Raw genomic sequence first — 15380 nt, 5'->3', positions numbered from 1 at the left:
ATGGATGATTTGACGTTACGCTATTACGAAGCTGAATTACGCTACCTGAAAGAAGCCGGTAAAGAGTTTGCCAATGCGCACCCTGATAGAGCGGCCATGCTCAACTTAGATAAACCCGGCGCTAACGACCCCTATGTCGAACGTTTATTTGAGGGTTTTGCCTTTTTGATGGGGCGTTTACGGGAAAAACTGGATGATGACTTGCCTGAGCTGACAGAAGGACTGGTGAGCTTACTGTGGCCCCATTATTTGCGCACCATCCCGTCACTGTCCATTGTTGAATTTGCGCCAGAGTGGCAACATTTACGCCAAACTGAATGCCTACCTGCGGGGTTTGGCGTGATTTCAAGACCCATCAGCGCCCAGCGCACACGTTGCCAGTACCGTACCACGCAAGATGTGTTATTACGCCCACTGTCCATTGCCAACGCCCAATTACAGACCGAGCCGAATGGGCGCTCCACCATCCGATTACGCTTTGCCTGCCCTGAAAAAGTCGATTGGTCGAAAACTTACCTTGATAGCCTGCCGATTTTTCTCAGTGCAGATGCGCCGATCAGTTCCGCATTACACCTTGCGATGACGCGCCAAGTGCATGGCATGTACCTTCGCCATGCAGAAACAGGGGAAGAGCGTATTCCCTTTGACGGTTGGTTTAAACCGATGGGTTTTACCGATGACGACAATTTATGGCCGAAAGGGGATACGGCCTTTAGTGGGTATCAGCTGTTGCTGGAATACTTTAGTTTTCGCCATAAATTTATGTTTTTGGCGTTACAAGGGTTGGAGAAAGCCAAATTTACGGAAACGACGACCTGGTTTGAAATTGATATCGTGCTCAGTGAAACCTGGTCCGCAGATTTACCTTTTGAAACGGAGAACTTTCGTTTGCATTGTGCGCCGGTCATCAATTTGTTTTCGTTAGAGGGTGATCCGTTAACTGTCAACCCTCTGGAGAATGAATACCAGCTTCGCCCACTACGCTTACAAGACGGCCATACCGAAATCTACAGCGTAGACAGCATTCACGGCTCAATTAAAAATGGTAAACCGAAATACGTGCCGTTTAGCAGTTTTCGTCATCGTGGGGGCATGATGCGCCATGATGCGCCTGAACGTTATTTTCATACCCGTATTAAACGAGGGCCTTCTGGTCTGTACGATACGTGGCTGATTTTAGGCGGCAAAGAATTTGAACTGGCTCAGCTCGCCGAAAAGCCTGAGCTTTTATCCATCCGCTTAACGGGTACCAATGGGCAACTCCCCCGTAAGGCTCTTGAAAGCACAGTGTTAGATAACGTCTTAAAGGCAGGTAAAGTGCCAGTCACCGTCCGCAATCTTACCGCACCGACCATTCCGTTATACCCTCCTGCAAACGACCGTTTTCACTGGCGGGTGATGAGCCATCTGGGGTCTAACTTTTTAAGCATGATGGATAACCCGGAAGTACTTCGTGGCACCTTAGCCCTATACGATTGGACCGATGATGAAATGAATCGTCGCCGACTGGAAGCCATTGTTGGGGTGAAACACACATTGATACGCCGTTTCGAACAAGGCTACATGATGCGCGGGGTCGATATTGAAATCACGTTAAACGGCAATAACTTCGCGGGTGAGGGCGATATCAATTTATTTGGCGAAATGCTGCAGCGCTTCTTTTCACTGTATGCGGATATCCATTTGTTTAACCAATTAACCCTTGTTATTCAACCCACAGGAAAGCGCTTGAGATGGAAAGAAAATCACAGTCAACACGTACCCGGCTGATAAAACACATTGAGCCGACGATTTGGCGTGCGAATTTCTATCGTTTTTGCCAATTACTGGAAAAAGCTGCACCTCAATCGCCACTACTGGGCACCACCAACGACATTAAAGATGATCCGCTGCGGTTTCGTCCTTGGCCGGGCATGGGATTTCCTGCCGGTGAACTTCGCACGGTGGAACAAAACCCAACTAAGCCAGGATTGCCCTTAACGGTTCGCACCAATTTTTTAGGGTTGTACGGCGTCGACTCGCCGTTACCAACGAGCTATCTCGATGATATCGCACAAGGTGTGGAGGGAACGGAAGCCTTAACGGAATTTCTGGATATTTTTAATCACCGTATCACAACCCAGTATTATCGTATCTGGCGCAAATATGCGTATCCCGCGACCTTTGAGGCGGGAGGCGCGGATGCCACCTCTCAATGTTTATTGGGATTGATTGGTCTGGGTATTCCTGGTAGTGCAGATCGCATTGCCACGCCAATATCACGCTTTTTGGCATTGCTGAGCACAATGCGATTACCCACGCGCAACAGCGAAGGCGTCAAAGCACTGGTCTCTTTACTGGCACCGAATACCCAGGCGGTCATTAATGAATACGATGTCGTTAAAGTTCCCGTCGACGAACGAACGGGGTTAGCCCGCCATCAGCGCGTTGCATTGGCCACGAGGGCGACACTGGGTAAAACCGCCCGCGATACCACCAGCCGAATTCTAATCTCCCTCACCACACACCATCCCCAAGAGGCTCAAGGCTGGTTGCCGGGCGGACATTTGCACAGCGACCTTTTAGTGCTATTGCGGGTGTATTTGGGGTATCGCAGTGATGCGCGTTTAAAGCTCACAGTGCCGGTGAGGGTGTTACCAGACCCCCGTTTACAGAAAACTGCCCGTATTCAACTAGGTCGGACAGGATTGCTCGGATTAAAAGACGGTAAGCTCAGTGATAATCGCCAATTCCTGACGGTGAATTTAGGGCGTTATCACGGTATTGAGCATGCAGGACGACCTGAAGCTGAACGAGGGGATTATCGTTTTGAATAAGCGTGAACAAATGAGGGATACATCAATGAAAGGAAAATCGCATCCGTGAAAAACATTAGCCAAAAAATAGTGGTGATCTGCTTGTGCGGGATACTCGCAGGCTGTGGACTCACGCAAGCGGTAAAAGAGGGGACAGTCAGCATGAAAGATGCAATCCTTTATAAAAAAATCACCACACTGCACTTAGATTTTACCCCGCGTTCAGGGCTGAATGTCGATGAAGACCAAACACCGCTCGCCACCATGGTGTGGGTGTATCAGCTTAAAGATAAAAAAGCCGTTGAAAGCGCGACTTACCAAACACTTCTTACACAGTCCGATGAAATATTAAAAAAAGACACCCTCAATGCCACTTCGGTGATGGTGATGCCCCAAGGGCAAGTTTCCCTTGATGAGCCCCTTGAAAAAGAGACTCAATTTGTCGCGGTACTCGGCATGTTTCGCAATCCAGATTTATCAGAAAACACCTGGCGACTGGTGATTAACCGTGAAGACTTAGATGCCGATAAGCCACGCGTGATTGAATTGGGTGACGGTTGGCTGAGATTGTTACCGCTAAAGGATTAATATCATGATAGAAACATTAACCGCTTTTCTTGCCCATCAAGCTTATCAACTTGAGATCCAAGATGCTGGATTTGATATCGATATCCTAAAATTTGAAGGAGTAGAAAAACTGAATACTCCTTCATCATGGCGGATTGAATTTACGTCAACATTCGATTCAATCCTGCCTGAGCAGGTGCTACTAAAGCCAGCTACGTTCAGCATGGGGCCAAATAAGCGCATGTCGGGGGTGATCACCCGTTTACAATGGTTATCCACCAGCGCCGATGAGTCCCAGTATGCCGTGTTGCTCGAACCTCGTTTAGCATTACTCGGTCATACCCAGCGCAATACCATTTATCAAAATGTGTCTGTGATTGAAGTGGTTGAAAAGGTACTTCAATTCCACAGTTTTGAAGGGGCAGATTATGAGTTTAAGTTAGAGCATCAATACCCCGAGCGAGAGCTTATCACCCAGTGGCGTGAAACCGATTTAGCCTTTATCCAACGTTTACTGGCAGAAGTCGGAATTGGCTATCGCCTTGAATACTCGGCAAAGACCGATAACGACAAAGTGCTATTTTTCGACAGCCAACTCAATTACCAATTTGGTGAAAAATTACCGTACCAACTGCCCTCAGGGCAAAATGATAACGGGCAACTTTCGGTATGGGATGGGCAACTGGCTCATCAAGTGGTGACAGGCAATGTCACGGTAAAAGACTACAATTATCGCACCGCGCTTTCGCCGATGGAAACGAGCACGCCGCATCCACTCAGCAACACAACACGGGGTGATGAATACCACTATGCGCCGCCTTATTTGAGTGCCGGGGATGAACACGCAGAAGCCCTCGACGCCGAAAGTGGCGCATTTTACAGCCGCTTGCGCCAAGAGCGTTTTTTCAATCCCTCCGCTGAATTTGTGCTACAGACTAACGCCTTTTATCTGGTGACTGGCAGTGTGCTGGATATCTCGAATGTCCCTATTAGCAAACTGAAAGATGGCGTGTTTATCACCCAAATCACTTATCGCGCAGCCCGTGATGCGTCATTACAGATGACCTTGAAGGGCATGCCGTACAGTGAACAATATGCTTACCGCCCCGCTGAAATTCCCCGTCCGAAAATCGCCGGAACCCTGCCAGCTCGTATTGAAAGCCGTAATGATAATGATATTTACGCATGGCTGGATGAACAAGGACGTTATCGCGTTAAGTTGGATTTTGACCGTAGTCAGGGTGAATCAGGCTACGCTTATCTCTGGTTGCGTTTAGCTAAACCGTATGCAGGGGAAACTTACGGGTTACATGCGCCGTTGATTGCAAACACTGAAGTCGCCATTGCCTTTGATGATGGCGACCTAGATAGGCCGTATATTGCGTTTGCATTTCATGATTCAGAACACCCTGACCACGTTAACCGTGATAACCACACCCGCAATGTACTGCGTACACCCGCCAACAATAAATTGCGCATGGAAGACAAGCGGGAAAAAACGCACATTAAATTGGCAACGGAGTATGGTAAGACCCAACTCAATCAAGGGCACTTGGTGGATGCGCAAGGAAAAATGCGCGGCGCGGGGGCTGAACTGCGCACCGATGAATGGGGCGCCATTCGCGCGGGTAAAGGGCTGTATATCAGTGCCGATGAACAGCCAAAAGCGCAAGGTGAGGTATTGGATATGGAAGCTGCTCTCAAAGAAATCGCCCATCTTCTACAGCAACGCGAGCAACTCAACATTGCAGCGAAACAAGCCAAAGCCTTGCAAGCGGATATTGAAAGCCAAGGACAACTGTTACAGCAACGTTTCGAGCCACTAAACCAGAGCCTGCTATTTTCAGCCCCACAAGGGATGGCGTTTACCAGTGGTGAGCATTTACAAATGGCCGCCAGTGAGAACCTGTCCATCAATGCTGATGGTGATATTAGTGTGGGCGTTATCGGCAATATGACGGCATCTGCGGGCGATAAGTTAGGGCTGTTTGCCCGTACAGGGAAATTGGGTGTGATTGCAGGGGAAGGGGCACTGACCGTTCAAGCACAGAATAACCGCTTAGATATTTTCAGTGAACAAAAGCAGACCATCACCTCGGGAGCCGATGTCAGTTTTACGGGGAAGAAACGCATTATCCTGAACGGGGGTGGCAGTTATCTCAAACTGGAGAACGGTAAAATTGAGTACGGCACCTCGGGGGATTATTTGCGCAAAGTGCCGAAGATGGCCACCGCAGGGCCCAATACCTTACCGATGAAGATGGCACAATTTCCGGCATTGTCTTTGCCGATTTGTATTCCGTGTTTACTTAATGCCATAACAGGCAATGATCCCCGTGTTGACCTTAGGAAATTTTAGCCATGGAAAATTTAGTTCAAGCGGCAAATCAATCACAGAATAATATTTACCTATTAATCGAGGGCGGGGCCTTTGCAGAACAGACCATTGAACCTTTTCAACAAAAAAATCCCCATTCGCTGTATTCACTTTATCAGCACCCTCAATTAATTGAAGCCAAATGGGTGGGACCCTGGCTGTATCAGGTGAAAAACAACGCGGAGTTAGCCGCTGAAATGGCGCAATTTCCGCAAGTCGTCACCGTCATTTTTTCATCATTAGCGCTCAAACCCTTGGCGATGCAATTGGCGTGGGGCTGCACCTTAGTAAAACCCGACCTCGAAACGATAGTGAGCCGGTTTTATATTCATGCGGTGATGCCTGTGTTAGCCCGTTGCCAGAAAGAAGATTGGCACTACTACCTGTTTTCGGGCACAACCACGTGGTGGCACCAGACATTGTCGGGCTGGCAACCGACCGATATCGCCACCAAAGCGCAGCCAAAAACCCATGATAGAACGGTGTATTTGGATGAATCGACTTGGCTGCAAATTGATGATGACCCCGAAGTCAAAAGCGTTTTAGCCCAATGGCAACAGATGCCAATGAGCCAGCATTTTCCGCCGTGCATTCAGCGGCAGAAAGTCATCCAAACTCTCAAAAAAGCAGAGAAAGCAGGTTTAACCGAAAGTGATGATAGAACAACCTATGCTTTACTGTATTTGGAAGGGTATCAATCTCTGCTAACGCAGTTGTTAAGTGCGCCGTATATCGAGAATATTCAGCAAGGGAAATACTCCCTAGCCCATGCAATAAAAGAATTTGAACGCAAAAATAAGAAGGCTATTTAAAGTGTGTGAGTAATCATAGATTAAATAAAAAGGCGCTTTGATTATATTGTTATTGTTGTCAATTTTTGTATTGGAATTAAATTAACCGACTAATTTCACTTTCATTTAGGTTAAGTAATTTGTGATTTTGAACAATGATTATTAATAAGGAGAGCTTCTATGGATTGGTCATTCCGATTTCGTCGTTTTGACAACGCCTTTAATCGCTTCTATGCCCGAAAGGCTTGGTTGCTATGGCTGATATTACTTTCCCCAATCTGGGGGAGTGTTGCCATAGCCGCATTCGGCCCGCCAGCAGGGGGAGTAACCCTTATCATTCACAGTAAAATAGATCGTCCTATTTTAGGGTTCAGTGTGAATGGTGTAGCGGGTGGTAATGCTTGGGCATATGACCCCAACAATAAGTATGTAAGTGCTAGTGGAGGCGCGACAACCTGCTGCGGCCGCATTAGCGGAAAGACGGCGGAAGTGATTTGGACGTTGAGTGTCACAGGACCTCAGTATGAAGTCGGAATGCGCCCAGAGCAACGTCGCGTTGTTATGCCCATGCCGGAGCGTAAGCGGGGTGAAAACGACTTGCACGTCTATTTTTTACCGGGTGATAAAGTGGTACTGGGATGGAGTGATAATGCTTTTTCGCCTTATGACCCACGTAGCCCCAACTACCGGCCAATGCCTGATATGGAGAAATAATAATTAGGGCAAATGTACAGGAGATTGGATTACCTTTTCGAAATCAATTAACGCCACTTGAGCTTGTTTCAATTCACCGGCTAACTTCACTTTTTATTTAGGTTAAGTTAATTTTGATTTTAAACAATTATTGTTAATAAGGAGAGCTTCAATGGATTGGTCATCCCGATTTCGCCGCTTTGACAACGCTTTTAATCGCTTCTATGCCCGAAAGGCTTGGTTGCTATGGCTGATATTACTTTCCCCAATCTGGGGGAGTGTTGCCATAGCCGCATTCGGCCCGCCAGCAGGGGGAGTAACCCTTATCATTCACAGTAAAATAGATCGTCCTATTTTAGGGTTCAGTGTGAATGGTGTAGCAGGTGGTAATGCCTGGGCTCATGATCCTAACAATAAGTATGCAGGGGAAAACGGTAAAACAACCTGCTGCGGCCGCATCAGCGGAAAGACGGCGGAAGTGATTTGGACGTTGGATGTCACTGGACCTCAGTATGATGCTGGAATGCGCCCAGAGCAACGTCGCGTTGTTATGCCCATGCCGGAGCGTAAGCGGGGTGAAAACGACTTGCACGTCTATTTTTTACCGGGTGATAAAGTGGTACTGGGATGGAGTGATAATGCCTTTTCACCCTATGACCCACGCAGCCCCAACTACCGACCAATGCCTGATATGGAGAAATAATAATTAGGGCAAATGTACAGGAGATTGGATTACCTTTTCGAAATCAATTAACGCCACTTGAGCTTGCTTCAATTCACCGGCAAACTTCACTTTTTATTTAGGTTAAGTTAATTTTGATTTTAAACAATTATTGTTAATAAGGAGAGCTTCAATGGATTGGTCATCCCGATTTCGTCGTTTTGACAACGCCTTTAATCGCTTCTATGCCCGAAAGGCTTGGTTGCTATGGCTGATATTACTTTCCCCAATCTGGGGGAGTGTTGCCATAGCCGCATTCGGCCCGCCAGCAGGGGGAGTAACCCTTATCATTCACAGTAAAATAGATCGTCCTATTTTAGGGTTCAGTGTGAATGGTGTAGCGGGTGGTAATGCTTGGGCATATGACCCCAACAATAAGTATGTAAGTGCTAGTGGAGGCGCGACAACCTGCTGCGGCCGCATTAGCGGAAAGACGGCGGAAGTGATTTGGACGTTGGATGTCACTGGGCCTCAGTATGATGCTGGAATGCGCCCTGAGCAACGTCGTGTCGTTATGCCTATGCCGGAGCGCAAGCGGGGGGAAAACGACTTGCACGTCTATTTTTTACCGGGTGATAAAGTGGTACTGGGATGGAGTGATAATGCCTTTTCGCCCTATGACCCACGCAGCCCCAACTACCGGCCAATGCCTGATATGGAGAAAAATGAACCATGATAAAGGATTTGGATTATATAATTGCAGGCGCATCTCGAGCGCAGCAGGCCTGCGACTATCAATTGGGTAACTGTTCACGGATCTTACACATTGCCTTCTTTTTTGACGGAGTAGGACGTAATGTTGAGCAGGATGCTCCGGAAGGACGACTAAGTAATATTGCGCGTTTGTTTCGTGCATATCCGGAAGATGGTGATGAAACGGATGTAGCAACATACAAAAAACATTATATCTCAGGGATGGGCACGCCGTTTAATGAGACCATGGCAGAAAAAATTCAGAGTATAATGGATCAATCCCTTCGCTCGCTTGAGGATGACGTTAAAAGCAAGCCTGTTGATTTGGCAAAAGATGCCTTTCAGTCCGCGATGGGGGGAACCAGTGGAAAGGACATATTGAAGCAGACTAAAGACAAACTGTTAAGTCCTAAAGATCGTGCGAAAATGCTAAAGGATACATACATAAATAGTGGGAGAAAAGCGGGTATCGAAGCCACCCCATGGCTACGTGATTCTGAATTTATGGCTTACACTTTTGTGACTGGGGCGGATTCGCGCCTTAACAGTGCAAAAGTGCGCTTTGTGCGCTCATTTGAAGAGGCCACCCAAAGTGGGGAGATACCCGTTAAACTCATTTCTGTTTCAGTCTTCGGGTTTGATATGGGAGGAACATTAGCACGCCAGTTTCTGGATATCTTGCTGGAAGATCTTTGTGAAAAAGATGAGAAGAAAAAAGGCGGTAGGCCCGTTTATCGCGGGACTCCAGTGAACATTGTGTTTGCTGGATTGTTTGACTGCTCGCGAGATACACCATTAAGCAGTGATAATGGGTTAGATTATGCCGCCGAGGCCGTCAGTTGGTTGCCTGGTCCTGTTGCGAAGGTCGCGGGGACTGTAGGTTCACTCTTTGGGCGTAAGTATCTTGAACATATGTCTCCCTTGCCGAACGCTGTCAGGCGTTCGCTGCACTTGGTCGCAGCACATGAACGTCGGCGCTGGCGCTGTATTTACCGTACTGGGCGAGAGGGTGTTGCTCATGAGGAAATTTTGATGCCGGGGTGCAGTGAAGATATTGGAGGCGGCTTTAAACCTGATGAACAAAAACCAAGTGCTGAGCTGTCTCGGGTATCTCTGAGAAAAATGTATACTGAAGCAATGATGTCAGCGGTTCCGTTTCTCGATTTGGAAAAACTCTATAAAAAGGATTTATTGGTCTGGTCTTATTTTGATATAAAAGATAATGTGGAAAGCCAATCCGTCGAAGAGTGGGCTGAAGATTATCAGATGACAGTCGGTATGCAAAAGTTGGGCTACGGCGCCATGAATTGGCATCTTGACGGTTACTTTGAGTGGCTGGGCAGGCAGTTTTATGAATATAAGAGTGAGTTACGCCGTCTAGAAAAAGAAAAGTCGGACACACTGACGGGCCCTGGTTCGCTACAAGGAGGATTCGGCATTACCCGCCAAGCTAAACAGGATTCAAGTGATATTGATAATGATATACGCCTTTTGAAAAAACACTGGAGCTGGTTATCTGAGGTATCTAGAGCTGCTGATGTTTTGTTGACTCAAAAATTTAATAACCCACCAGAATTATATGTCAATAATATCCTCGAACCTGCACGTCGACGCGCCCGATATTTTATTCAGTGCGGTGAAGCAGGGTATGACAGCAAGGCCCCTCCAATAAGAATATGCGTCGATTCTCGAGTGCTATATGCGTGGTTTGTACATGATGTCCAGCGGGCAGAGGGCATCAATGATGGCTATTTTTCCATACGATGGATGGAACCACGTAAGTAATAAAATGGCTTAAGTTTAAGCAATGGCACTTTTTTATTACAGTCACACTAAATCCCATAAATTTAGCACTTTCAAACTCCACTTCTCACGTATCTATATTCATCTACTCATAAATGAAATAACGAAAGGAAACTTAGTAGGAAACCGACGGACTAAAAAGATGAAAAAACAAATTTTGGCAGCAGCACTGTTATTAAATATCGCATTTTTAACTGGGTGCAAAGAGAAAACATCCCCAATTGAGCAATATTATATTATCAGTAATTTAGATATTCAGTTGTTTGATGATGAACCATCAGATAGATATGAAAAATATATCAGTCAATTGAAAAAAAACACTGAGAACTTTTACTTTAAGATTCAGAACGATAAATCATTAACTTGGTACACTATCAGGAACGAAATCTCACTCACCCCAGATAATGATGGGCATTATACCGGGGAAGTGAACCCGTTTAGACTGAATAATACCAATCCGAATCAGCCTCAGCTCATTTTTGACAAGGGTCATGCCTGTATTAGAGAGTGTGTTATTACCTTTACGCTAAAACCAGTGGCTGAAGATGGTAGTGAAATTCAGCGGATAAAAGCAACCTATACGCTATTAACCACACAGAAGAATCTTGGGTATTTGACTCAGATAGATGCAATTACGCGGTATCCGCTGAAAGATTTTAATGGAAAACAAGTCAATATTGGCTGGCCAGAAATATCTCCCCATATCTTGAAACTGAATTTTCAAGACACACTGACCGAAATACAACCGGATGATGATGAAGATATTAAAATGTATTTATCCTGGTTTGATTTGCCGTATCAGCCAGACCAAATCAGAGCTTACCACTATAAAAGCAGACGTTTTTTTGATGGAGTGGTCATCGCGATAAAAGAAAGTGATCCAGTCACTGACCTTAAGTCGGTCCTTAAAAAAATGGATGCAACGATTTTTGATGAAAGGAGTGGAGCGATTTTCTACTCGGATACGATGTCGCTCACAGGGCTGTATTATTATTATGATACCTCCAGTCGAATACTATATCTTGCTGTTTTACCAGATGATTATAAGGAGGTTACTGAATCGTTTCTTCACGATTACAGGGTTATTCGTACTTTGAATCCAGATAACGTCGGAATAATTGCCGAGGAACGTGATCTGCTATCAAATAAAGATGAATTTGAGGAGAAATTTAATTCATCGCTGAATGATTATATTGATAAAGATAAATTGACTAGAGCTGTGAGGGAACGAGTTGATAATGCCATTGCTTCACCAGAGTTTTTTTTCCGTTATCCAGAAAGAGACTCAATGAAAGATGAATGGATTAATTTAGACTATTCATCTGATTTCTTCAGAAATAATTCAATGGGGTTATCAGTAACATTACATAAAGCGACTGTGGAGGAATTACAGACTAAGTTGAAAGAAAAATATCCACAAGGACGAATTTATCAAGATGTTTTTATTAATGATTCACCGCCAATTTTTTATTTCTTCGGTGAAACAAATACCGAGCTGACCCTGCAATACACATTTGTGTCAAATAATATCACCCAAAATGATTTGATGACACAGACGATTATTACACAATTATTACGTCAAATTTCACCCTTACAGCTGAACCCTATTGACCCTGTCCGTATGAAGCATTTCCTACAGTACAAAATAAATGAGGATGATATGTGGGACGGATATGATACCACAGAAGATGAGGCGTTTATCAGTTTCAATAGTCTGTTGCTACGCTCAGATACTGGTGAAGTAATTATCCGTAATCCACCGGAAAACCATACTATATACACGAAAGAAAATGGCCTTATTCAGGCACGTGATACCAATTCAAAACATGAAGGCGATAAACTGAAACTCTATACTAAAAAGGGAGAGTTTCTTGTTAGCGGAGAGCGCTTTGAATTTAATAAGGCAGGAAATGCGGTTATCATGTCAAGGTGCTGCGGAACAGGGGTATTTGATTTAAATACCCGGAAATGGCTGATTGAGCCGAAGCTTGCTTTGATATCGGATTATAACGGTTTTTATATTGCCAGAGTACATTTTCGGAAACCTACTACTGAAATTATATTCAATCATCAAGGGGACATTCTTGGCTACGGTAGCTCGATTATTACGTCAGAAAAAAGTCGGCAGATTCTTATCTTTGACGATACAATTCACAGCGGCCGATGGGTTAATGATGTTGATAGTACCGTGTCTGAAACCCCCGTGGTAACAGAAAAAATAATATTGCCTCAGGGGGTGTTCTATATTATTCGTATGGATGACCGCATTATGTTATTAAGTGAGTATGCGGACGTCATTATTCCTGCATCTGATTACAGTAAATATAAAATAGCAAAAAATAACCTGTGGCTTTGGTCTGTCAGAGAAAATAAATGGCTAAAAATTGATATTGGTCGCACACTCAAAAAAATCTATGGGTAAATCATTTAGGCCGTTACCACCGATGTAACGGCCTAAATGGATTTTAGATTTATAGAAATTCTGCTTTCTCACTATTTGATATATTCAGTAATGGCTCTTCGATTGCAAATTTTTAAGAGGCTGATAATCCAAAAAAGAGAAGACTTATCTTCTCTTTTCCTTATGATACTCGGACTTAAATCAACGCAAGAATTAGCAACTTCGTCAATTTTTATCTTTTTGTTGTGCTAAGAAAACTTTTAGAAATTTATTTAGGTGCTCTATTTTTCCAGCTTTTTCAATAACAATTATCAGGAAAACCCTTTCATCAACGGGACTTGCTGTAATACTAAAATATTCATTGTCCCATTCCATGCCGATAGCTTCCATATCGACTCCCCATTGCACAGCATCAGGTTTTTTTATCATGCAAATATCTGGACTCAATGATTGTGCAAGCGTATTAATAAACCCCTTGTAGTAGAAGTGAGTTTCATGATTGTTAATATCAACTTTTTTCACACCCAGCGGAAGCCACTTTTTTCTTAGAAAGAAAATTAAGTCACTGTACTTATTGAAGGTCATAACACGTCACCAGTTCATTAAAAAAATATCAGTAGCCAGTATTAATTTGATGAAAAACAGTTGTGCCATTCTTTTTTTTGATAAAATAATATATGTATTGTTCAGTGCCATTATCGTAAGTGACCGTTAATCTGAGTTTATTTGGTGGTAACCACTTATAAATCACCTCAACATTCTCTGTTTCATATAACATATCTTTTTTCGGTAAGGTATTTTGCAGTAGCTCTTGATGGTATAGATATGATTTGTAGTTATTATAAATTTGTTCAATTCCTATACCTTCAAATTCACATAAGTAATTTATACTTCCGTTAAATACTAGATCTTCATCCATATCCAAGCAGTGAGAATAGAATGGTAAAGATATGACTTCAGACTCTGTAGCATAGCTTGGAATCGGAGTCGATGTAACTATGGCAATTAACATGAATAGATTAATTCTCATTTCAATTATGGCTCCTTATATCCAATGGCTTTGTGTGAATAGCTTAAAGTTACGTGGTGTTATTATATAGATAGATTAATAGGTTATCTGGGAGTTGCTTAAGTCATTATTTGGATCCCTGTTCTATTAATTTTTTAGCTATATACTGAATGCACAGCCCAATTTAAAAAAATCACATCATTTTAATATATGACATAAAAAAGAATGAGTTCAATATTATAGGTAATAGCACACCGCCCGATCTCATTCGAGCAAACGTCAGAACACATGAAAGAAAAATTAGCATGATGCTCACATCATACTGATAAATCATGATCCTCACCCAAATCGAAGGAGAAATTACATTAGTCATTGTATAAATGTGGAATATAACAAATGGTATAACAGAAAATAACCAAATGATTGTTTTGTTTTCTTTTTGGATTGCGCTAAACACAATACCTCTAAAGATGACTTCATAAACAATGGGGCTTATGATAAATGTTATAACGAATAACAATATGTTATTGATAACTCCTTCATCAAATATGAGGTGTTCTCTTGTAACCATATCACCGCCTAGTTTAAAATAAGCATTGACAAGCACAGATAGAAGAATGATTAGAAAAAATGGGATGGATGATTTTGTTGAAAACACCCTTCCTAGCGCTATTTCACTAATACTTTCGCTATACCACCGAAAAAACAAAAGCAGTAATATAAATAGTGTAATTGATGTTAATCGGTATATTAGAATAAAAAATGATTCTAAATGTAATGGTTCCACAATATATGCTAAAAAAATTTGTGAAAAATTATAATCAAGGTTAAACCATATTACTATCAAAGAAATAGCTAAAAAAATTTTCAATCCATTTTTTTCTTTTATTCGAGTTGTTATATTCGTGAAGTTCACTTATTAGAATCCTTATTGAAATTAAAAAATCAGTCTGTTTTACCATTATAATAAACAGCGAGATGCATAAAATAGCGCTAACCAATTCATTAAAATAACTATTTAACCTTAACCTCATCAATTTGATTAATCATCCATTTGTCCATCCGTGTTGATTAACCGAACAATTAAATGAAGCGGATAAGGTCTATCGGCCTGCTACCAATGTAAGGAAAAACATCATTTTCAAAGCAACGCAATATTTCACTAGCATAGCCTTCTGTCCAAGTAGAACATTTGGATGTGTGCCATTCCATTGCAACAGCTTGAAATGTATTCTCCGTGGCGTATTTGAGGATTATTTTTTCTGATTTACGTGCATCACTAGGATTGATGTTTTCTGATAGTTGTTTTTTTGCTTCGTCTCTTTTTCTTCTGGCATCGGCTAAAGAAATTTGCCCATACACGCCAAATGAAATCATTTTAGGCTTACCCGCAAAGCGGTAACGAAATCGCCACCCCTTGGAACCATTGGGTTCAATGAGAAGGGATAAGCCATTGCCATCATTTAGGGTGTAAGCCTTATCTTTAGGCTTAGCTTTACGAATTTGGATATCAGTGAGCAGCATAATGTG

13 protein-coding genes and 1 pseudogene are annotated in these 15380 nt (G+C 43.3%); 10 read left to right on the top strand and 4 right to left on the bottom strand.

Translation table 11 applies throughout. The features are described from left to right. The 10 genes from tssF (at position 1) to LDO51_RS18640 (ending at position 12862) form a co-directional block, all read left to right on the top strand. Positions 1–1770 carry a type VI secretion system baseplate subunit TssF gene (tssF, locus tag LDO51_RS18685; RefSeq protein ID WP_225575761.1) on the top strand — a complete coding sequence of 590 codons (1770 nt, stop codon included), beginning with the start codon at positions 1–3 and terminating at the stop codon, positions 1768–1770. After that, a complete protein-coding gene (gene tssG, locus LDO51_RS18680; protein ID WP_225575760.1) occupies positions 1734–2816 on the top strand; it encodes a type VI secretion system baseplate subunit TssG in 1083 nt (360 codons plus the stop codon). The genes tssF and tssG overlap by 37 nt, the downstream gene beginning before the upstream one ends. Before the next feature lie 45 nt (positions 2817–2861). Continuing rightward, positions 2862–3383 (top strand): type VI secretion system lipoprotein TssJ, encoded by a 522-nt coding sequence (gene tssJ / locus LDO51_RS18675; RefSeq protein ID WP_225575759.1) that lies wholly within the window; start codon positions 2862–2864, stop codon positions 3381–3383. A 4-nt stretch (positions 3384–3387) separates the two neighbouring features. Further along, positions 3388–5721, top strand: coding sequence for a type VI secretion system Vgr family protein (locus tag LDO51_RS18670; protein WP_225575758.1), 2334 nt, complete (start codon positions 3388–3390; stop codon positions 5719–5721). Between the two features lie 2 nt (positions 5722–5723). Beyond that, complete coding sequence (locus LDO51_RS18665; protein ID WP_225575757.1) at positions 5724–6551, top strand: DUF4123 domain-containing protein; 828 nt, start codon at positions 5724–5726, stop codon at positions 6549–6551. A gap of 159 nt (positions 6552–6710) precedes the next feature. Then, positions 6711–7244: a hypothetical protein gene (locus LDO51_RS18660; RefSeq protein WP_225575756.1), complete on the top strand. Its 534-nt coding sequence runs from the start codon at positions 6711–6713 to the stop codon at positions 7242–7244. Positions 7245–7395: 151 nt separating this feature from the next. Further along, positions 7396–7926: a hypothetical protein gene (locus LDO51_RS18655; protein ID WP_225575755.1), complete on the top strand. Its 531-nt coding sequence runs from the start codon at positions 7396–7398 to the stop codon at positions 7924–7926. A 151-nt stretch (positions 7927–8077) separates the two neighbouring features. Next, entirely contained in the window at positions 8078–8620 is a 543-nt protein-coding gene (locus LDO51_RS18650) for a hypothetical protein (RefSeq protein WP_225575754.1), read from the top strand. 287 nt (positions 8621–8907) lie between these two features. Continuing rightward, positions 8908–10422, top strand: a complete 1515-nt coding sequence (locus tag LDO51_RS18645; protein WP_336432174.1) for a phospholipase effector Tle1 domain-containing protein — start codon at positions 8908–8910, stop codon at positions 10420–10422. Between the two features lie 160 nt (positions 10423–10582). Further along, the gene (locus LDO51_RS18640; RefSeq protein ID WP_225575752.1) at positions 10583–12862 is read left to right on the top strand and encodes a hypothetical protein; all 2280 of its coding nucleotides are present in this window, start codon (positions 10583–10585) and stop codon (positions 12860–12862) included. A 204-nt stretch (positions 12863–13066) separates the two neighbouring features. Here LDO51_RS18640 and LDO51_RS18635 read toward each other — a convergent pair whose 3' ends face one another. From LDO51_RS18635 to LDO51_RS18620, 4 genes and pseudogenes are all read right to left on the bottom strand, one after another. After that, positions 13067–13426 carry a hypothetical protein gene (locus LDO51_RS18635; protein WP_225575751.1) on the bottom strand — a complete coding sequence of 120 codons (360 nt, stop codon included), beginning with the start codon at positions 13424–13426 and terminating at the stop codon, positions 13067–13069. A gap of 28 nt (positions 13427–13454) precedes the next feature. Continuing rightward, a complete protein-coding gene (locus tag LDO51_RS18630) occupies positions 13455–13871 on the bottom strand; it encodes a hypothetical protein (RefSeq protein ID WP_225575750.1) in 417 nt (138 codons plus the stop codon). 172 nt (positions 13872–14043) lie between these two features. Further along, positions 14044–14421: a CPBP family glutamic-type intramembrane protease gene (locus tag LDO51_RS19945; RefSeq protein ID WP_225577313.1), complete on the bottom strand. Its 378-nt coding sequence runs from the start codon at positions 14419–14421 to the stop codon at positions 14044–14046. A gap of 524 nt (positions 14422–14945) precedes the next feature. After that, positions 14946–15374, bottom strand: a pseudogene (locus LDO51_RS18620) (tyrosine-type recombinase/integrase); the annotation flags it as partial. Between the last annotated feature and the right edge of the window lie 6 nt (positions 15375–15380).

Source organism: Providencia alcalifaciens, from assembly GCF_020271745.1.
Lineage (GTDB): Bacteria > Pseudomonadota > Gammaproteobacteria > Enterobacterales > Enterobacteriaceae > Providencia > Providencia alcalifaciens_B.
Note: the sequence above shows the minus strand (reverse complement) of the source record. Positions and strands in the feature narration are given on the sequence as shown.